This window comes from Rhizobium sp. 32-5/1 (genome assembly GCF_029537235.1).
GTDB lineage: Bacteria > Pseudomonadota > Alphaproteobacteria > Rhizobiales > Rhizobiaceae > Pararhizobium.
Genome location: NZ_CP120638.1, coordinates 463,089 through 480,051 on the forward strand (window position 1 = coordinate 463,089; position 16,963 = coordinate 480,051).

16 protein-coding genes, 1 tRNA gene and 5 pseudogenes are annotated in these 16,963 nt (G+C 60.3%); 15 read left to right on the forward strand and 7 right to left on the reverse strand.

Annotated elements, in window-relative coordinates:
- Positions 1–23 precede the first annotated feature (23 nt).
- The 3 genes and pseudogenes from P6U16_RS02360 to P6U16_RS02370 all read left to right on the forward strand — a co-directional run bounded on the left by P6U16_RS02360 (position 24) and on the right by P6U16_RS02370 (position 2,307).
- On the forward strand, positions 24–716 hold the full coding sequence (locus P6U16_RS02360; protein WP_277702481.1) for a DUF599 family protein: 693 nt from the start codon (positions 24–26) through the stop codon (positions 714–716).
- An 82-nt stretch (positions 717–798) separates the two neighbouring features.
- A pseudogene (locus P6U16_RS02365) lies at positions 799–1,837 on the forward strand (DUF1624 domain-containing protein).
- On the forward strand, positions 1,834–2,307 hold the full coding sequence (locus tag P6U16_RS02370) for an isoprenylcysteine carboxylmethyltransferase family protein (RefSeq protein ID WP_277702482.1): 474 nt from the start codon (positions 1,834–1,836) through the stop codon (positions 2,305–2,307). The pseudogene P6U16_RS02365 and the gene P6U16_RS02370 overlap by 4 nt, the downstream one beginning before the upstream one ends.
- A 21-nt stretch (positions 2,308–2,328) precedes the next feature.
- On the opposite strand, the gene P6U16_RS02375 is transcribed toward P6U16_RS02370, so the two are convergent.
- Positions 2,329–2,715, reverse strand: a complete 387-nt coding sequence (locus P6U16_RS02375; protein ID WP_277702483.1) for a MerR family DNA-binding transcriptional regulator — start codon at positions 2,713–2,715, stop codon at positions 2,329–2,331.
- An 80-nt stretch (positions 2,716–2,795) separates the two neighbouring features.
- Positions 2,796–4,223 carry a magnesium transporter gene (gene mgtE, locus P6U16_RS02380; RefSeq protein WP_277702484.1) on the reverse strand — a complete coding sequence of 476 codons (1,428 nt, stop codon included), beginning with the start codon at positions 4,221–4,223 and terminating at the stop codon, positions 2,796–2,798.
- 245 nt (positions 4,224–4,468) lie between these two features.
- Here mgtE and P6U16_RS02385 point away from each other — a divergent pair, with 245 nt between their 5' ends.
- Together P6U16_RS02385 and P6U16_RS02390 are read left to right on the forward strand one after the other, a co-directional pair.
- Positions 4,469–4,963, forward strand: coding sequence for a peptide deformylase (locus P6U16_RS02385; protein WP_277702485.1), 495 nt, complete (start codon positions 4,469–4,471; stop codon positions 4,961–4,963).
- 143 nt (positions 4,964–5,106) lie between these two features.
- A complete protein-coding gene (locus P6U16_RS02390) occupies positions 5,107–5,331 on the forward strand; it encodes a hypothetical protein (protein ID WP_277702486.1) in 225 nt (74 codons plus the stop codon).
- A 101-nt stretch (positions 5,332–5,432) separates the two neighbouring features.
- On the opposite strand, the gene P6U16_RS02395 is transcribed toward P6U16_RS02390, so the two are convergent.
- Positions 5,433–5,517, reverse strand: a tRNA-Leu gene (locus P6U16_RS02395).
- Positions 5,518–5,710: 193 nt separating this feature from the next.
- Between P6U16_RS02395 and lipB the strand changes: the two genes are divergently transcribed.
- Positions 5,711–6,430 (forward strand): lipoyl(octanoyl) transferase LipB, encoded by a 720-nt coding sequence (gene lipB, locus P6U16_RS02400; RefSeq protein ID WP_277702487.1) that lies wholly within the window; start codon positions 5,711–5,713, stop codon positions 6,428–6,430.
- Here the strand turns inward: lipB and P6U16_RS02405 are convergent, their stop codons facing one another.
- From P6U16_RS02405 to P6U16_RS02415, 3 genes are all read right to left on the reverse strand, one after another.
- Positions 6,431–7,705, reverse strand: a complete 1,275-nt coding sequence (locus tag P6U16_RS02405; RefSeq protein ID WP_277702488.1) for a hypothetical protein — start codon at positions 7,703–7,705, stop codon at positions 6,431–6,433. It lies immediately after the preceding gene.
- 172 nt (positions 7,706–7,877) lie between these two features.
- The gene (locus P6U16_RS02410; protein ID WP_277702489.1) at positions 7,878–8,414 is read right to left on the reverse strand and encodes a hypothetical protein; all 537 of its coding nucleotides are present in this window, start codon (positions 8,412–8,414) and stop codon (positions 7,878–7,880) included.
- Positions 8,415–8,521: 107 nt separating this feature from the next.
- Positions 8,522–9,406 carry a DMT family transporter gene (locus P6U16_RS02415; RefSeq protein WP_277703981.1) on the reverse strand — a complete coding sequence of 295 codons (885 nt, stop codon included), beginning with the start codon at positions 9,404–9,406 and terminating at the stop codon, positions 8,522–8,524.
- Between the two features lie 315 nt (positions 9,407–9,721).
- Between P6U16_RS02415 and P6U16_RS02420 the strand changes: the two genes are divergently transcribed.
- From P6U16_RS02420 to fghA, 5 genes and pseudogenes are all read left to right on the forward strand, one after another.
- Positions 9,722–10,120, forward strand: coding sequence for a helix-turn-helix domain-containing protein (locus tag P6U16_RS02420; RefSeq protein ID WP_277702490.1), 399 nt, complete (start codon positions 9,722–9,724; stop codon positions 10,118–10,120).
- Between the two features lie 83 nt (positions 10,121–10,203).
- A pseudogene (locus tag P6U16_RS02425) lies at positions 10,204–11,332 on the forward strand (S-(hydroxymethyl)glutathione dehydrogenase/class III alcohol dehydrogenase).
- A gap of 49 nt (positions 11,333–11,381) precedes the next feature.
- A complete protein-coding gene (locus P6U16_RS02430) occupies positions 11,382–11,867 on the forward strand; it encodes a YaiI/YqxD family protein (RefSeq protein WP_277702491.1) in 486 nt (161 codons plus the stop codon).
- A gap of 149 nt (positions 11,868–12,016) precedes the next feature.
- A complete protein-coding gene (locus P6U16_RS02435) occupies positions 12,017–12,661 on the forward strand; it encodes a DUF1345 domain-containing protein (protein ID WP_277702492.1) in 645 nt (214 codons plus the stop codon).
- Positions 12,662–12,689: 28 nt separating this feature from the next.
- The gene (fghA, locus tag P6U16_RS02440) at positions 12,690–13,523 is read left to right on the forward strand and encodes an S-formylglutathione hydrolase (RefSeq protein ID WP_277702493.1); all 834 of its coding nucleotides are present in this window, start codon (positions 12,690–12,692) and stop codon (positions 13,521–13,523) included.
- 59 nt (positions 13,524–13,582) lie between these two features.
- On the opposite strand, the pseudogene P6U16_RS02445 reads toward fghA, so the two are convergent.
- Positions 13,583–13,895, reverse strand: a pseudogene (locus tag P6U16_RS02445) (DUF1883 domain-containing protein).
- Between the two features lie 216 nt (positions 13,896–14,111).
- On the opposite strand from P6U16_RS02445, the gene crcB reads away from it, so the two are divergent.
- From crcB to P6U16_RS02465, 4 genes and pseudogenes are all read left to right on the forward strand, one after another.
- Entirely contained in the window at positions 14,112–14,489 is a 378-nt protein-coding gene (gene crcB / locus P6U16_RS02450; RefSeq protein ID WP_277702494.1) for a fluoride efflux transporter CrcB, read from the forward strand.
- Positions 14,490–14,522: 33 nt separating this feature from the next.
- Positions 14,523–15,514, forward strand: a pseudogene (locus P6U16_RS02455) (RluA family pseudouridine synthase).
- Positions 15,514–16,178 (forward strand): annotated as a pseudogene (locus tag P6U16_RS02460) (HAD-IA family hydrolase). The pseudogenes P6U16_RS02455 and P6U16_RS02460 overlap by 1 nt, the downstream one beginning before the upstream one ends.
- Positions 16,171–16,959, forward strand: a complete 789-nt coding sequence (locus P6U16_RS02465) for an ATP12 family chaperone protein (protein ID WP_277702495.1) — start codon at positions 16,171–16,173, stop codon at positions 16,957–16,959. Before P6U16_RS02460 ends, P6U16_RS02465 begins: the two are co-directional and overlap by 8 nt.
- Positions 16,960–16,963 lie beyond the last annotated feature (4 nt).

Genomic DNA, 16,963 nt, shown 5'->3' on the forward strand with positions numbered 1-16,963 from the left:
CGAATTCCTGCGAAAAACGGGACATGACAATAGCGGACTATACAGCGCTGGCAATCTTCGGGCTCCTATGGGCCGGCTTCAACTGGGCGACCGATGGTCAGAGACTGTTCAAGCGCGTCAGCCTGACCCGGCTGATGAACGAACAGCGCCGCAAGTGGATACGCAATTCGCTCACCCGCGACCTCAAGATGATCGACACGCAGATCATCGCCGGCCTGCAGGCGGGCACGGCCTTTTTCGCCTCGACGACAATCTTCGCGCTTGGTGGCTGCTTTGCCCTGCTTGGCGCGACCGATCAGGTCGAGGCCATCTTCAACGACCTGCCTTTCGTTTTTCATGGCAGCCGCAGCGGCTTCGAGTTGAAGGTCGGCGGCCTGATCTGTCTGTTCGGCTACGCCTTCTTCAAGTTCGGCTGGTCTTACCGCCTGTTCAACTATTGTTCGATCCTGATGGGCGGCATCCCGATGATGGGCGATGCGTCCCGCGATCCGGAAGCAGCCGAGCGCGCCGCCGAGCGCGCCGCGCGGCTGAACATCATGGCGGCCAAGCATTTCAACGCCGGCCTGCGCACTATCTTCCTCTCGATCGGCTATCTCGGCTGGTTCATCAGCCCCTATGTTCTAATCATTCTCACTACCTTCGTGATCTTCGTGCTGCTGCGCCGGCAATTTTTCTCGGAAGCCCGCACCGCCCTTCTTGAAGACACAAATCCCTGAAAAATATCCGGTAACCGTGCGGCAAAGCGGTGCGCCTTGCGCAAATCTCCTGCCGCTGTCTTGCTGAATCGGAAAGTCATCCATGCCGACCAACAACGCCCCCGCAAAGAGCGTCGCGGACCAGATCACGCCCTTGACCAACACTCGGCGCAGCCGCATCACGGCCATAGACAGCTTTCGCGGCATAGCCCTGATCGCCATGGCCAGCTATCACTTCGCCTGGGACCTGGAATTCTTCGGCTACATCGATCCGGGCACGACCGGAGCAGGCCTGTGGAAGCTCTATGCCCGGATGATTGCCAGCAGCTTCCTGTTCCTTGCCGGCTTCAGTCTCGTTCTCGGTCACTATCCGACCTTGCGCGCACGCTCCTTCGCTATCCGGTTCACCAAAATCGCCGGCGCGGCTCTCGTCATCACGACAGCCACCTGGTTTGCCTTTCCGCAAAGCTTCATCTTCTTCGGCATCCTGCACTCCATCGCCGCCGCCAGCCTCGTCGGTCTGCTGTTTCTGCGACTGCCGGTGATCATCACGCTTCTGGCCGCCATAGCCGCCTTCCTGGCGCCGCTATACCTGCGCTCCAGCCTTTTCGACCTGCCGGCGCTCTGGTGGGTCGGATTGTCGGAGACCCTGCCCCGATCCAACGACTATGTGCCGCTGCTGCCATGGCTTGCACCGTTTCTGGCCGGAATTGCTGCGGCTCGCATTGCGCTTTCCCGGCAATGGCTCAACCGCGCCGTGACAGGCGAAGGTCCGCCACCGAAATGGAAGGGCGCCTTGATGACGGCAGGCCGACATAGCCTCGCCGTGTACCTGCTGCACCAGCCGCTCCTGATCGGACTGGTCTATCTTTTCTCGCTTGGATTTCCAGCCGCCAAGCCGGATCCAGTCGCGTTGCGCGGGGCTGAATGTGTCGCGATGTGCAGACAGCAGGATTCAGAGCGCTTCTGTGCGGCATTCTGCGATTGCACCTTGAACAAAATGCTGGAGGAAAAGCTGTTTACGGCCTGGAACGCCGGTGAAATCGACGGCACCAAGGACGACCGGATTGCTCAGAATCGCCGGACAGTGCACAATAGATTCACGCGCAATGGAAGATCCAGGTGCAAAGGACCGGCGATGAACGCCTACCGTGCCAAGCCGCTGAATTTTCCCTGGCCCCCTCTTCTCTATGGAGCGGCCATATTGATAGCGCTTGCCCTTGGACGCCTGCACCCGATCGGCGTTGTCCATAGCAATGGCTGGGCGCCGTGGATTGCAGGATCGAGTTTTATCGTCCTTGCCGTGTCACTCGACCTCTGGGCGGTCAAAACACTGATCGACAGGAAGACCACAGTGCTGCCGCACAGGGGTTCATCACATCTGGTGACCTGCGGACCATTTCGTTTGACGCGCAACCCGATCTATCTCGGCTATACATTCGTGATGGTGGGGCTTGGACTGATCATGCTCAATCCATGGTTCTTCATCATGGCGATTGTCGCCACGACGATCACCACGTCTTTTGCTGTGCGCTATGAAGAACTGCATCTGCATTCGCGTTTCGGCTTTGAATTTGAGCGGTATTGCCGGAAAACCAGCCGATGGCTCTGAAACCGGTCTGATCCGAAGATATCAGGTACTGACACCGATCTCAGCCAACCGTGTTAGGCAGGCTTCCTCGACATTGTTGAGCTCTTCGAGGGTGTCGTCGATATCTTTGCGCTTCTGGCGCAATTCGTCTCGTTTTTCTTCGACGCGCTTCATCAGCAGGCGAAGCTGTCCGGACTCGCCGGGCGGATCCTTGTAGACCTGAATGATTTCGCGGATTTCGGCGATCGTGAAGCCGATCCGGCGCCCCCGCAGGATTTCCATGATCAGGCGGCGATCTGCAGAACGGAACAGGCGGGTGCGGCCGCGGCGTTCCGGATGGATGAGCCCTTCATCCTCGTAGAAACGCAACGTGCGCGTGGAAACACCGAATTCCCGCGTCAATTCTGTGATGCTATAGTACTTGTTCACGCCATCTCTCGTCTGCGTCGACTGAAGGATGACTTTATTGACTTTGACGTAAAAGTCAAACTTTTGCCTGTCTCGCCTGCTCAGCGGATGCCGAACCACCAGGTTGCGAGGCCGAGAAAGGCCATGAAGCCCGTCACATCGGTTACGGTCGTCACGAACACGGCGGAGGATACGGCCGGGTCAGCCCCGTACCGGTCCAGCAACAAGGGAATCATGATCCCGGCCAGAGCCGCAGCGATCATGTTGATCAGCATGGCCGCAGCGATGATGCCGCCGAGGTTAATGTCCTGGAACCAGGCACCGGCGACGATGCCTATCAAGAGCCCGAAAAGCAGCCCGTTCAGCAACCCCACCCCCGCCTCGCGACGAACGATGCGCCAGGCATTGTGGATGTCGAGATCGCGGGTGGCGAGCGCCCGCACTGTCACGGTCATCGTCTGCGAACCGGCATTGCCGCCCATGCCGGCCACAATCGGCATAAGAATGGCCAAGGCCACAATCTGCTGGATCGTCGCCTCGAACAGACCGATCACCGAGGCTGCCAGAAATGCAGTAAGGAGATTGACCGCCAGCCATGGAACGCGCGAGCGCGAGGTGCTGATGACCGAATCGGACAGTTCCTCGTCGCCGACGCCGCCGAGACGCATCAGGTCTTCCTCGGCTTCTTCCTGGATGACGTCGACGACATCATCAATGGTCAGCACGCCGACGAGACGGTTGTTTTCGTCGACCACGGCCGCCGACAACAGGTCGTACTGCTCGAAGAGCTGGGCGGCCTCTTCCTGGTCCATTTCGGCTGGAACCGGATGATTGGTCTCGCGCATGATCGTCTCGATCTTGACGGAGCGCTTGGTGCGCAGCACGCGGTCGAGATCGAGCGCGCCGAGCAGCTTGAAGGTCGGGTCGATGACGAAGATCTGCGTGAAGCTCTCCGGCAGGTCGTCATCCTCGCGCATGTAGTCGATGGTCTGGCCGACGGTCCAGAACGGCGGCACCGCGACGAATTCCGTCTGCATTCGGCGGCCGGCCGTGCTTTCCGGATAATCCAGCGACCGCCGCAGCCGGACCCGTTCTGTGAACGGCAGCTTGGCGAGGATCTCCTCCTGGTCCTCCGCGTCGAGATCCTCGAGAATGTAGACGGCATCGTCGGAATCCATCTCGCCAAGGGCGGCGGCGATGCGGTCGTTGGGCAGGTGCTCGACAATATCGAGGCGGATCGCTTCATCGACTTCCGTCAGCGCCGACAGGTCAAAATCATCGCCGAGAAGCGAGACGAGCATGCGACGCTGCTCCGCCTGGATGGCCTCCAGAAGATCGCCCATTTCGGAGGCGTGAAGGCGCGCGACGTGTTGGCGCAGATAGAGCAGATCGCGATCGGCAATTGCTGCACCGACATGCATGAGATAATCGGATCGCACCGATCCGTCGTCGGAATAGATATCCGCGTCTTCGAGGAACTCTGCCGCGACAGGGGCTTCCTTACGATGGTCTTCGCCGGTATCGCTCATCTGTCGCCCTCAAAACCGTGGCCACATCCCGTGACAGGCAAGCCTGATGGGGACGAAGCGGAAATGCCAAATGCCGGTTGATTGCACGCCTCTAGACGAGACCTGTCCTGTTTTGCTAGCGCAAAGGGCAGCCAAGGTCCACAGCGCAAGTCCGGTACCGGCGGCAAGCTCTGAAATTTTGTCCAAGCTGTTGCAAAATAATATGAAACAAGCTGCAATATGGCGTTCGAGCAGGAGCATCCGCATTGGCGACCAGACCCATTCTTCGCTTTCCGCACCCGCTGCTGCGCACAGCCGCGGCCGCCGTCGATCAATTTGACGATGCGCTTGCGGCGCTGGCGCAGGATCTGCTCGAGACGATGCGGGCTGCGCCCGGCATCGGGATCACCGCTCCGCATATCGGTATTCTGCAACGCCTGATGGTCATCGAGATCGACGCTGCGTCCGGCGTGCGCATCTACGTTAATCCGGAGGTCACCTCCCGTTCGACGGACATCACGCGTCATGTCGAAGGCAGTGTTTCCATGCCGGGCGTGACGGAAGAGGTCGAGAGGCAGAGACACGTCAGCATCCGCTTCCAGACACTGGATGGCGCGGTTCGCGAAGAGGAGGCCGAAGGACTTCTGGCAATCTGCCTGCAACATGAAATCGATCAGCTTGACGGCATTTTCTGGACCCAGCGACTGTCCCGTCTGAAACGCGAGCGCATCACCAGGCGCTTCGAAAAACTGCACACCTGATAGGGCCGGCGGCGGGCTCACCGCTCTATTTTCGTCCCTCCCGACACAATAGCTTTGCAAACATATCATAGTTAATTGCGCCGTCCTGCCGCTTGGCTTAGCCATGGAGACATAAACCAGCGGAAACGCGGAAGGAGCCAGCCATGCACACGGAAAACAGGAAAGTGCTTGCGGATATTTCACCCGAAGAGCTGAGCATGCTGCAGCGGGTTTTCAACGACGTCTGCGGCCGCAAGGGCTGGGCCATCGACAGCCCGGCAGCAACTGAGGATGCCGCGCGGGTCATCCACCTCTTCCAGCACGGGGTCCGTAGCGAGATCAAGCTGACCCGAATGCTGATGAGCGATACGGACGCTATTGCCAGCTAACGCTCCTGCGCCGGCCTTTTTCGCCGGCGCCCCTGCCTGAAGCCAGGAAATCACCCCAAAAATCCGGACATAAAAAAACCCGCCGAAGCGGGTTTAGTTTTTGGTGCGGTCGAGAAGACTCGAACTTCCACGGGTTGCCCCACAGCGACCTCAACGCTGCGCGTCTACCAATTCCGCCACGACCGCATCGTGGTAGCCGCCGGATTGCTCCGGCGGGGCTGCATGTAGCAAAAGCATTTGGGGTGCACAAGGGCACGACAAGAGAAAGTTGACAGGACTGTGAACTATTTCAACAGCCTGTCGGCGGACCGCCCGGAAACGCTGGACTCTTGGCTTTCCAGGTCCCATCTAGTTCCCGATAGCAGGACCAGGGACATAGATGCAGCGCGACGATCTCGACATCACCTTCTTTGCACAGCCCGACTCGCCACCCATCCGCTGGCGGATTGCGGCCGCGCCGGTGCCCTATGAGGAAGCCGTTGCGGTGATGGAACGCGAGGCGGCGGCGATTGCAGCCGGCGAGGCCGACGAACTTGTCTGGCTGGTCGAACACCCGCCGCTCTATACGGCCGGGACCAGCGCCAACAGCGACGATCTGGTGATTCCCGACCGGTTTCCCGTGTTCCAGACGGGGCGCGGCGGCGAATACACCTATCATGGTCCGGGCCAGCGCGTGGCCTATGTCATGCTCGACCTGAAGCGCAGACGACAGGACGTCCGGGCTTTCGTGGCGGCATTGGAAAGTGTTGTGATCACGACGCTTTCCTCGATGAATGTGCGTGGCGAGCGGCGCGAAGATCGCGTCGGCGTCTGGGTGCGGCGGCCGGAAAAACCGCCTCTTGCCGATGGCAGCCCCGCCGAGGACAAGATCGCCGCCATCGGTATCCGGCTGCGGCGCTGGGTTAGCTTTCACGGCCTGTCCCTCAACGTCGATCCTGACCTTGATCACTTCGACGGGATCGTGCCCTGCGGCATTCGCGGTTACGGCGTCACCAGTCTCGTCGATCTCGGCCTTCCGGTGATGATGGCGGATGCGGATATCCGGCTGCGACAGGCGTTCGAGCAGGTCTTCGGCCCGCTCGTCAACGAAACCGCCTGATCAGCCGAACAGCCGGTCGGTCGCATAGATGATCGCATATCCATGCAGGGCCACGGCGGCGTAGAGGCCGAACCCGCTCGCCAGACGCTGCATCGCTGTCATCTCGTCCAGCCGGTGGCGTGGCTTTACGCCACCCCGGATCATCAGGCTGAGAAGCGTGAAGATCGCCAGTCCGGCCAGCAGCGCGGGTGTCGGCAGGCCGATACGCCAGCCAATCGCCAGAATCACCAGTGTGACAAGGAAACTTCCCGCCATCAGGCTGTTTTGTGAGCGGAAGACCTGGCGCAGCACCTGCCCGCCATCGAAGCGGTTCATCGGCAGGAGGTTCAAAAGGTTGAACGCCCCGAGAATCAACAGGAAGACCAGGATCGAGGGCCCTGGCACAAAGCCAAGCATCCCCTCGCCTCCGGCATCATGTAGCGCCACGGCGACCGGCACCAGAAAGGCCGACATTCCAGCTCCCATGAGCGCGCAGGTGGCGACTTCGAAAAGCGAATTGTAGGGCCGCCCGCCAATGGCGATCCCGCCGAGCAGCGGAACGAAGATCATGCGCACCGTCTTGTGGCCGAAGGCGCGGTAGGCCGCCATATGGCCAAACTCGTGCAACACGATCACCAACGTCAGAAGCACGGACATCATCAAGCCATGGGCATTAAGCCCGAAGAAGGGCCAGAGCAAGAGCGTTGAGACGCTCGCAAGCCCCGCCTGAACCAGAGGATGCTCGAAACAGCCCCGGACGGGCAGGCTTTTGCCGGTTTCAAGCCACTGCTCCAGGGCCTTCATTTCGCGGCGCATGGCGAAATATCGGAAAATCAGGAAAGCAAGACCGCGATAGCGATCGGTCTGCTCAAGGGTCAGGACAACACCATCATCCGCTGCGACGAGTTTTCGTCGCTCCCGGAAATCTTTCCAGAAAGCGTCGTCGAGCGCACTGTCTTCCAATACACGAAGCTCGCACTGTCTCGCCGTGGTATTTTCAGTGCCCTGTTCTGTAACGGCAAGCTGGCGGACGATCGGCAGACCGTGCCGGTCGAGATGGGAGAATGTCTGTTCGACCCGCAGCTCGGCACCGGGCAGGATGCGGCTCGAGAGAGTGGTATGGTGCCAGTCCGCCGATGCCCCGGTCGGCGCGACCGCCTGCCATACCGCGCCGATATCGGCACGCAGGGTTCGGCTGAGACGCAGCGTCCGCCTGCCGATCGGAGCGGCCATCAACAACCAGAGCAAGCCCATGTTGATGACCAGCAGAATGATCGACGGAAGATGTGCTGTCATTACCGAGGCTCCGGCTTCCGTAAAATCAAGCCTAGCGGCCACGCGTCAACAAACGGTAGGCGGGAACCATAAACATGCGACCATCTGCGGATGCAGCATGGCCGCATGTCCTGCTCATTGTTACGCGGCGGCAGCGTCACGCAGAACCCCGATAGATTCGAGGATCTCATTTTCACGGTCGGTCGGACTTGCGCCCCGCGACCGCGCAATTGCGCTCATGACCCGGCATGCCATGTGTACGTCGTCGCCATCCAGGACCGGTCGTCGCGAATGGCGCATTGCGGCCCAGGCGCCCTTGTCGTCCCGCATGCCGATTCTGCAGTTGCTGTAGCGCAAAGATCGTCAGGCTGTCGGGAACGAATGGGGATACGTCAATGATGTGGAACAGCAACTCCAATTCGATCGGCGAATTGACCGTCCCGCCCGTCGAAACCATGCCGATCAGCCAGGCTGCATTGCGTTCATCCAGCGATCCCTGCGGGTAGCAATGGTGCAGGATGAAACCGCTGATCGAATCAATGAAATAATGATGCCATTCCGGACATTTTTCAGTGCAGGCGGTATTGATCGCAAAGAGTGTAGCGGCCTCCTGGGAGGATGTTATTCCCTGCGCAAAGACGTGTTCGCGCAGGATATCTATGTCGGTCGATGTCAGGCGTGGTTTCCCGGCGATCCCGCATGCCGGCTGAGAAAGACGAAGTTCACCCATCTTTACCTCCTGTTTCGTCATGAAACTGGTATCTAGGATGAGGCCGCAGCCGTTTCAAATCCGCAAAGATTCTGGCTTAGCAACCACTTGAGAGAATCATTCAATGTTTAACTTTCAGCCGCCCTGCGCTCCCGCCAGATGATGAACAGACCGGAGGCGACGATGATGGTGATACCGAGCCATTTCGAGGGTGTCGGGAAATCGCCGAAGATGACAAATCCCAGCGCGGTCGCCGAGATGATCTCGAAATAGTGAAATGGCGCAAGCAGCGACACGGGTGCCGCCTGGAATGCCTTGACCACCAGCAGATGCCCGTAGCCGGAGATCGTGCCCAGCGCGATGACCAGCAGCCAACCGAGGCCCGTGCCCGGCAGAGATGGCTCGAAATCCGCGACACCCAATCCGTCGCCCAGAAGGATCGCGCCGATCATGAACAGCGAGCCGCCGACACCGGCAATGGTCTGCATGACGAGCGGCGTATCGGAGGTCCCGACCGCGCGGTTCATCAGCAGGTAGCATGCGAAGAAAAACGCGCAGGCGATCGGCATCAGCGATTTCAGCCCGAAGAGTTCGAAGCTCGGCTGGATGACGATCATGGCGCCGCCGAAACCGACGACGATCGCAAGCCAGCGGCGCCAGCCGACCTTTTCACCGAGAATAAGAGCCGAAAGACAGGTGAGGATAAAAGGCTCGACGAAATAGATGGCAAACACGTCGGCCAGCGGCATGTATTTGACCGAGATGAAAAACAGCAAAGCGGCTGCGGCAAGCAGCATGCCGCGCAGCAGATTGACCCATAGACGCTTCGGGCGAAGCGCCCTCAATCCGCCCATCGACAAAAGCAGCGGCAGCGTCGAAACCAGCTGGAAGAAAAAGCGATAGAACGTCACCTGCCCAGGCGACATGCCCTGATAGACCGCCATATATTTGGCGATGGCATCCATGCAGGGCAGGATGATCATGGCAAAAAGCATGATCGCCAGGCCATGCATGACCGTATCGGCGGCTGGCTGCGCGGAGCGCTCGGCATTGGTCAAGGCGATATGTCCTGTGGGAAAAAGCCGGACCTTACCGGCTTCCGCGATGGTTGCAATCGAAACACGAGGCCTGCTGAATTTCGAATATTTCTGATATCTGATGAGCTGTTCACGCGGCGTTTCCTGATGGCTTTTTGACGTACAGGGTGGCCCGCATCGAGTGTCCATTCTATAGACTGCAGTCTTGAGACCATTTTCCGGCACATTTCGGCGTCCTGCCATCCGGCATCAAAGATTACTGCTCGCATGCCAGCCAAAAAGGAGAAAACCATGCGTTTTTCCACCGGAGCCGTCATTTCGAAGCTCCGCCCCAAGACAGACAACGACACGCTGGGCGGTCGCATATGGCGGGCCAGAGACGCCTTGAACCTGTCGGCGAAAGACCTCGCCAACCAGCTCGGCGTTCGCGTCGATACCATCGCGGCCTGGGAGCGCGACCGTTCCGAACCCCGGACCAACCGGCTATTCATGCTGGCCGGCATCCTGGGCGTGACACCTGCCTGGCTGATTGCCGGGATCGGCGATGCGCCGAAGGACGACCTGTCCGAGCCCGTGAGCCTGCGGCTGCGGGACCAATTGGCGGCCATCCGGAAAACGCATGAGGAGAGCGGGAAAGCGATTTTGGCGCTTGAGGTCGAGCTTGCCCGCGTCCTACAGGACATACACTGACAGCACCATTCGATTCTGCCTTGAGCGCCGCCGACGCCTCTGCGATGGTGGCGCCACAATTGATATTTCTGGGAGAAAACACCATGGACGTTCGCGCCGCCGTTGCCACGCAGGCTGGAAAGCCGCTTGAAATCATGACCGTTCAGCTGGACGGCCCGCGGGCGGGCGAAGTGCTGGTCGAGGTCAAGGCGACGGGCATCTGCCACACAGACGAGTTCACGCTCTCGGGCGCCGATCCGGAAGGCCTGTTCCCGGCGATCCTCGGCCATGAAGGTGCTGGCATCGTCGTCGATGTCGGCCCCGGCGTTACCTCGCTGAAAAAGGGCGACCATGTCATTCCGCTTTATACGCCGGAATGCCGGGAGTGTTATTCCTGCCTGTCGCGCAAGACCAACCTGTGCACCTCGATTCTGCGCCACGCAGGGTCAGGGCCTGATGCCGGACGGCACCTCGCGCTTCTCCATCGGCAAGGACAAGATCTTCCATTACATGGGCTGCTCGACCTTCGCCAATTTCACGGTGCTGCCGGAGATCGCACTCGCCAAGGTCAACCCGGACGCCCCCTTTGACAAGATCTGCTACATCGGCTGCGGGGTGACGACCGGCATCGGCGCCGTCATCAACACCGCCAAGGTCGAGGTCGGTTCGACGGCCATCGTCTTCGGTCTCGGCGGTATTGGTTTGAACGTATTGCAGGGCCTGCGCCTTGCCGGCGCCGATATGATCATCGGCGTCGATATCAACAATGACCGCAAGGCTTGGGGCGAAAAATTCGGCATGACGCATTTCGTCAATCCGAAGGAAGTCGGCGACGATATCGTGCCCTATCTCGTCAACCTGACGAAGCGCAACGGCGATACGATCGGCGGTGCGGACTATACGTTCGATTGCACCGGCAACACCAAGGTCATGCGCCAGGCGCTTGAAAGCTCGCATCGCGGCTGGGGCAAGTCGGTCATCATCGGTGTCGCCGGTGCCGGCCAGGAAATCTCGACGCGTCCGTTCCAGCTCGTCACAGGCCGCAACTGGATGGGCACGGCCTTCGGCGGCGCGCGTGGCCGCACCGATGTGCCGAAGATTGTCGAGTGGTACATGGAGGGCAAGATCCAGATCGACCCGATGATCACCCATACGATGCCACTCGAGGACATCAACATGGGCTTCGACCTGATGCATGCCGGCGAAAGCATTCGCAGCGTCGTCATTTATTGAGATTGCCCGCAGACGCGACCGGGCGCGCGATACACAGGACCAGCGTTGCATGAGCGATATCGCACCGTCGGGCGGCACCACCATTTACGTTGATGCCGATGCCTGCCCGGTCAAACCTGAAATTCTCAAGGTTGCGGAGCGCCACGGTTTTCCGGTGACCTTTGTCGCCAATTCCGGCTTGCGCCCGTCACGCGACCCGATGATCACCAACGTGCTCGTTTCGGCCGGCTTTGACGCCGCCGACGACTGGATTGCCGAACGTGCCACGGAAGGCGACATCGTGGTGACGGCCGATGTGCCGCTGGCCGGCCGCTGTGTAGCTGCCGGCGCGCAAGTAACCGGGCCAACCGGCAGGGTCTTCGACAAGACCAATATCGGCATGGCCACCGCAATGCGCGACCTCGGTGCCCATCTGCGTGAAACCGGCGAGAGCAAGGGCTACAACGCCGCCTTCTCGCAACGGGACCGCTCCGCATTCCTCGAAACGCTCGATCGTCTCTGCCGGCGGGCAAAGAATATCACGGCAGCGCGCTAAACAGACTCTTGCCAATCCGAGAATGCTAAGACTTGACCTTGCCGTTGCTCGCATGGCAACTGCTTGCCAATGGCAAGGCGGAACGGATCGAACGTGCACAGACTTTCTGACGATCGGGCAAGCGGTTACACGCAGGACAAATTCCGGCCATGAACGCCCCTCGCCGACGCCACCTGCCTTTCTACTGGGCGCTGCTCTGCGCAGGGCTTGTCTTTCCGGCAGGCCTCCTAATCCGGCCGGCTCTAGCCATAGAAACAACGGCCGTTGTGTTCTTCCTCGTCTACCTGACGCTCATCGCCATCCGCATACCGGTCCTGACGGGTGCCTATCTGAAAAACAAGGCCGCCGAAGACGACGCGCCGGTTGCGATCATTTTTGCCGTCACCTTTGCTGCCGTCCTCATCTCAATCATCTCGCTGTTTTTCGCGCTGAATGGCCGCGAGACAGCCTCCGTCGCGGAGCTCGTGCTCGCCTTCGCCTCCGTTGCCCTCGGCTGGTTCACCATCCACACCATGGCGGCGCTGCACTACGCGCATCTTTACTGGGCCGGCCATCGGCAGGCCGAACCGGACGCGCCGGAGCGTGGAATGGCTTTTCCTGAAACGCGCGAGCCCGGCGCCTTCGATTTCCTCTATTTCGCATTCGTCATTGGCATGACCGCGCAGACATCGGATGTCGCCATCACCACGACCGCCCTGCGCAAGATCAACCTTGTGCATGCCGTCGTCTCGTTTTTCTTCAACACTGTCTTAGTCGCAGCCGCGGTCAACACCGCCGTCTCGCTGGCGCAGTGACCCCAAAAATCGGAAAAGGAATACAGGCATGAAAGTCATTTCCCAGAACACCGCCTTCGGCGGCATGCAGGGTGTCTTTTCCCATGAATCGCAGGCCTGTGGCGTCGAAATGACTTTTGCAGTCTTCGTTCCGCCACAGGCGATCACGCAGCACTGCCCCGTCGTCTGGTATCTCTCCGGCCTGACCTGCACCCATGCCAACGTCATGGACAAGGGCGAGTATCGGCGGATGGCCGCCGAACTCGGCCTGATCATCGTCTGCCCGGACACCAGCCCGCGCGGCGAAAATGTCGCGGACGAACTGACCAACTGGCAGATGGGCAAGGGTGCAGGCTTCTATCTGGACGCAACGCAGGCGCCCTGGGCCGAGCACTACCAGATGTACACCTATGTCGCCGAGGAACTGCCAACCTTCATCAGCCAGCATTTCAAGGTCGACATGAACAGGCAGGGCATTTTCGGTCATTCGATGGGCGGGCACGGCGCGATGACGATCGCGCTCAAAAATCCCGATCGTTTCCGGAGCTGCTCGGCTTTCGCCCCCATCGTCGCGCCGTCGAGCGCCGATTGGTCCGTCGGGGCATTCGAAAAATATCTTGGTGAAGACAAGACCGGCTGGCGCCAGTATGACGCCTGCGCACTCGTTGAAGACGGTGCACGCTTTTCCGAATTCCTGATCGACCAGGGCAAGGCGGACGGTTTTCTCGAAAACGGACTGCGGCCCTGGCTCTTCGAAGATGCCATTCGCGACACAGATATCGGCCTGACGCTGCGCATGCACGAGCGTTATGATCATTCCTACTATTTCATCTCGACCTTCATGGCGGATCACCTGGAATGGCACGCCGAACGATTGGCCTGAATGTTCGAAATCAGACCGTCATGCGGTGATGAGCGTGACGGCTTTCCACCGAAATATGATCATGATGCGGATTGAAACCGCGGCGCACTGACGGCATCGACGATCTTGATGCTGGATTGGGCAAGGCCGTTGTGGCCTTCCATATCGACAATCACGTGCCAGTGGCCATTTTGCGGGATAGACAGGCAGAATCGGCGACTTGCGGGCCACGCCACCGACGAATTGATGTTTCTGGGCCTGTTTGTAGAGCGTGAAATTGCTCTCCGTCATCAGCCGCACATTGGCAACGGCCGACAGGGTGATCTCGATTATCACACCAGCCCGCTGTTGCTTGAGATCGTAATGCGTGAAGTTGACTGTCTGCTTCGCCATGTTTTTTTCCGTGAAAATCGACACCGGGCATAGGGTATTCAACCTAGCGCTAATGCGTTAAAAAAGGGCTTCCGTCCGCCGGCGCAACCGCAATCACACAGGTATCAACAGCGGTTTTTGTTCCGCTGCGAAAGAGGGGATCGCGAAGGGTGCGCCGAATCAAATTGTAACCGATCCGTCTTTTCGACGGGCGCCGTTTCGGCTATTGCGGATGTCATGACCCATGTTCTCCTTGTTGCCGCCGGCGGGGCTCTCGGCTCAGTCCTCCGTTATCTCGTCGGCCTCTGGACACTGCGGACCTTCGGCCCGTCGTTTCCCTGGGGGACACTGACGGTCAATATCACCGGCTCCTTCCTGATCGGCGTGTTCGCTGAACTGATCGCCCGGAAATTCGGGGCATCCGCAGACCTGCGGGTGCTGCTGATCACCGGCGTTCTTGGCGGCTACACGACCTTCTCCGCCTTCTCCCTCGATGCGGTGACGCTGTTCGAGCGCGGCGAACCGGTGACGGCGGCGCTCTATGTGGGCGCGAGCGTAGGTCTTTCCATCTGCGCGGTCTTTGCCGGGCTGGCCCTTATGCGCACAATGGTCTAAAGGGTCCGCTTTAGGTAGATTGGACAGGATCAGATGGCGGGCATCGAACACAAGCAGGTTGAGAGCGACGAGGCGGGCATGCGGCTTGACCGGTGGTTCAAGGTGCATTTTCCAGGCCTTGGCTTCGGCCCCTTGCAGAAACTGCTGCGCTCCGGCCAGATTCGCGTCGATGGCGGGCGCGTCAAGTCTGATGCGCGCGTCCAGCCCGGTCAGATTGTTCGCATCCCGCCGATGGAGGTCGACGCCAAGACCAAGACCGGCCCGATCCCCGGCCATGACCTGCGCCACGCCTCCGACCACGAGCTCCTGTCACGTATGCTGCTGCACGAAGACGCCAAGGTCATCGTGCTTAACAAGCCGCCCGGCATTGCCGTGCAGGGTGGTTCCGGCATCAACCGCCATATCGACCAGATGCTCGAGGCCTGGACCAGCCCGCGCGGCGAAAACCCCGCCTCGTCCATCGCCTCGACCGCGACACCTCCGGCGTCCTGGTCGTCGCCCGCACCCGCGGCGCGGCGCAGAAACTGACGGCAGCCTTTCGCGAGCGCGACACCAAGAAGACCTACTGGGCGCTGGTGAAGGGCGTTCCGCGCAAGAAGGAAGACAAGATCTCGACATGGCTGGTCAAGGAGCAGACCGAAGACGGCGACCGCATGCGCATTGCCCGGCACGGCGATGACGGCGCCGATCACGCCATTTCCTACTACAAGATTCTTGAGACGGCCGGTCCCAACCTCAGCTGGCTGGAGATGGAGCCCTATACCGGCCGCACCCATCAGCTGCGCGTGCATGCCGCCCATATCGGCCATCCGATCATCGGCGACCCCAAGTATTTCGAAGCGGAACACAACTGGGCCTTCCCCGGCGGTGTCCAGAACAAGCTGCACCTCCATGCCCGGCGCATCGACGTGCCGCATCCGGATGGCGGCAGACTGCGGATCACCGCGCCGATGCCAGCGCATATGGTGCAGACCTGGAACCTCATCGGCTTCGACATGGACAATGCGCAGGAAGTCGACGACTGATGAAACTCGTTCTGTTTGATTGCGACGGCACGCTGGTCGATAGCGCGGGGCTGATCCACGAGGTCATGGCACGAACCTTCCTCGCCTTCGGCCTGGAGCGGCCGCCGCTTGCCTCGACCAAAAGCATCATCGGCCTGACGCTCGACATCGCCATTGCCCGCATGCTAGGCCAGCCGCATGTCGATGACCGGGCGCTTGCCATGACGGCGCATTACAAGTCGATCTTTGTTGGTGTGCGCAGCGAAGACGGTTTTCAGGAACCGCTTTTCCCCGGCATCGCGTCCTTGGTCGCGACGCTTGCCGCGCGCGACGATATGGTAATGGGTGCCGTAACGGGAAAGTCGCGCCGCGGGCTTCAGCTGATTTCCGCAACGCATGGTTTCGACACGATATTTTCTGTTTCGCGGACGGCGGATGATTGCCCGTCCAAGCCGCATCCGGCCATGGTGACGGAGTGTTGTTCGGAAGCGGAATCGCGGCGGCCGATACCATCGTCATCGGCGATGCGATCTATGACATGCAGATGGCGAAGAGCGCCGGTGCGGCCGCGATCGGCGTTGCCTGGGGCTATGCGTCCGTACCGGAACTGGTCGATGCCGGTGCCGACCACATCGCCCGCATTCCCGACGACATCGTCGACTGGATGGAGAGATACCATGGCTGACATGCGCGATGACCTCACCCATGCCCTGAGTGACGCGGACCCCGTGCGCCGGGCGCAGATCCAGATGCACAAGCCTCTGCCGAAGCGGTTCTACAAGGATGTCACGGTTGGCACTGCTGATGCCGAGCACTCCGTGCTTCTCGACGGCCGCCCGGTGCGCACGCCGGCCAGAAACACGCTCAGTGTTCCGACGGCTGCGTTGGCCGAGCTGCTGCGTACCGAATGGGCGGCGCAGGTCGATGTCATCGATCCGGCGAAGATGCCTGTCACGCGGCTCGTGAACACCGCCATCGACGGGGTGAAACCCGATATCCGTGCCGTGTTCGACGATATCCTGAATTTCTCGGGCACCGACCTCATCTGCTATCGCGCCGAACAGCCGGAAGGGCTGGTCGAGCGTCAGGCACGTCACTGGGACCCGATCCTTACCTGGGCTGCCGATACGTTCGGAGCGCGTTTCATCCTAGCTGAAGGGATCATGCACCAGACGCAGCCACGCGCCGCGCTGACAGCCTTTGCCGAAGCGCTGCGCCCCTATGCGACGCCCTTCGGCCTTGCCAGCCTGCATACAATCACGACACTGACGGGATCGGCACTGTTGTCGCTGGCCTTTGCCGAAAAACGCCTGAGCGCGCAGGACGTCTGGACGCTCGCCCATCTGGACGAGGACTGGCAGATCGAGCATTGGGGAACGGACGACGAAGCCTTCCAGCGACGCGAACATCGCTGGACGGACATGCAGGCCGCAACCAGCGCCTTCGACGCGCTGCGGCCCTCGTAGCGTT

What these genes read in the sequence shown, in the direction of transcription:
- P6U16_RS02360 (WP_277702481.1), top strand. Translation starts at nt 24, where the DNA reads ATGACAATAGCGGACTATACAGCGCTGGCAATCTTCGGGCTCCTATGG.
- P6U16_RS02370 (WP_277702482.1), top strand. Translation starts at nt 1,834, where the DNA reads ATGAACGCCTACCGTGCCAAGCCGCTGAATTTTCCCTGGCCCCCTCTT.
- mgtE (WP_277702484.1), bottom strand. Translation starts at nt 4,223, where the DNA reads ATGAGCGATACCGGCGAAGACCATCGTAAGGAAGCCCCTGTCGCGGCA.
- P6U16_RS02390 (WP_277702486.1), top strand. Translation starts at nt 5,107, where the DNA reads ATGCACACGGAAAACAGGAAAGTGCTTGCGGATATTTCACCCGAAGAG.
- lipB (WP_277702487.1), top strand. Translation starts at nt 5,711, where the DNA reads ATGCAGCGCGACGATCTCGACATCACCTTCTTTGCACAGCCCGACTCG.
- P6U16_RS02405 (WP_277702488.1), bottom strand. Translation starts at nt 7,705, where the DNA reads ATGACAGCACATCTTCCGTCGATCATTCTGCTGGTCATCAACATGGGC.
- P6U16_RS02410 (WP_277702489.1), bottom strand. Translation starts at nt 8,414, where the DNA reads ATGGGTGAACTTCGTCTTTCTCAGCCGGCATGCGGGATCGCCGGGAAA.
- P6U16_RS02415 (WP_277703981.1), bottom strand. Translation starts at nt 9,406, where the DNA reads ATGCATGGCCTGGCGATCATGCTTTTTGCCATGATCATCCTGCCCTGC.
- P6U16_RS02420 (WP_277702490.1), top strand. Translation starts at nt 9,722, where the DNA reads ATGCGTTTTTCCACCGGAGCCGTCATTTCGAAGCTCCGCCCCAAGACA.
- P6U16_RS02430 (WP_277702491.1), top strand. Translation starts at nt 11,382, where the DNA reads ATGAGCGATATCGCACCGTCGGGCGGCACCACCATTTACGTTGATGCC.
- P6U16_RS02435 (WP_277702492.1), top strand. Translation starts at nt 12,017, where the DNA reads ATGAACGCCCCTCGCCGACGCCACCTGCCTTTCTACTGGGCGCTGCTC.
- fghA (WP_277702493.1), top strand. Translation starts at nt 12,690, where the DNA reads ATGAAAGTCATTTCCCAGAACACCGCCTTCGGCGGCATGCAGGGTGTC.
- crcB (WP_277702494.1), top strand. Translation starts at nt 14,112, where the DNA reads ATGACCCATGTTCTCCTTGTTGCCGCCGGCGGGGCTCTCGGCTCAGTC.
- P6U16_RS02465 (WP_277702495.1), top strand. Translation starts at nt 16,171, where the DNA reads ATGGCTGACATGCGCGATGACCTCACCCATGCCCTGAGTGACGCGGAC.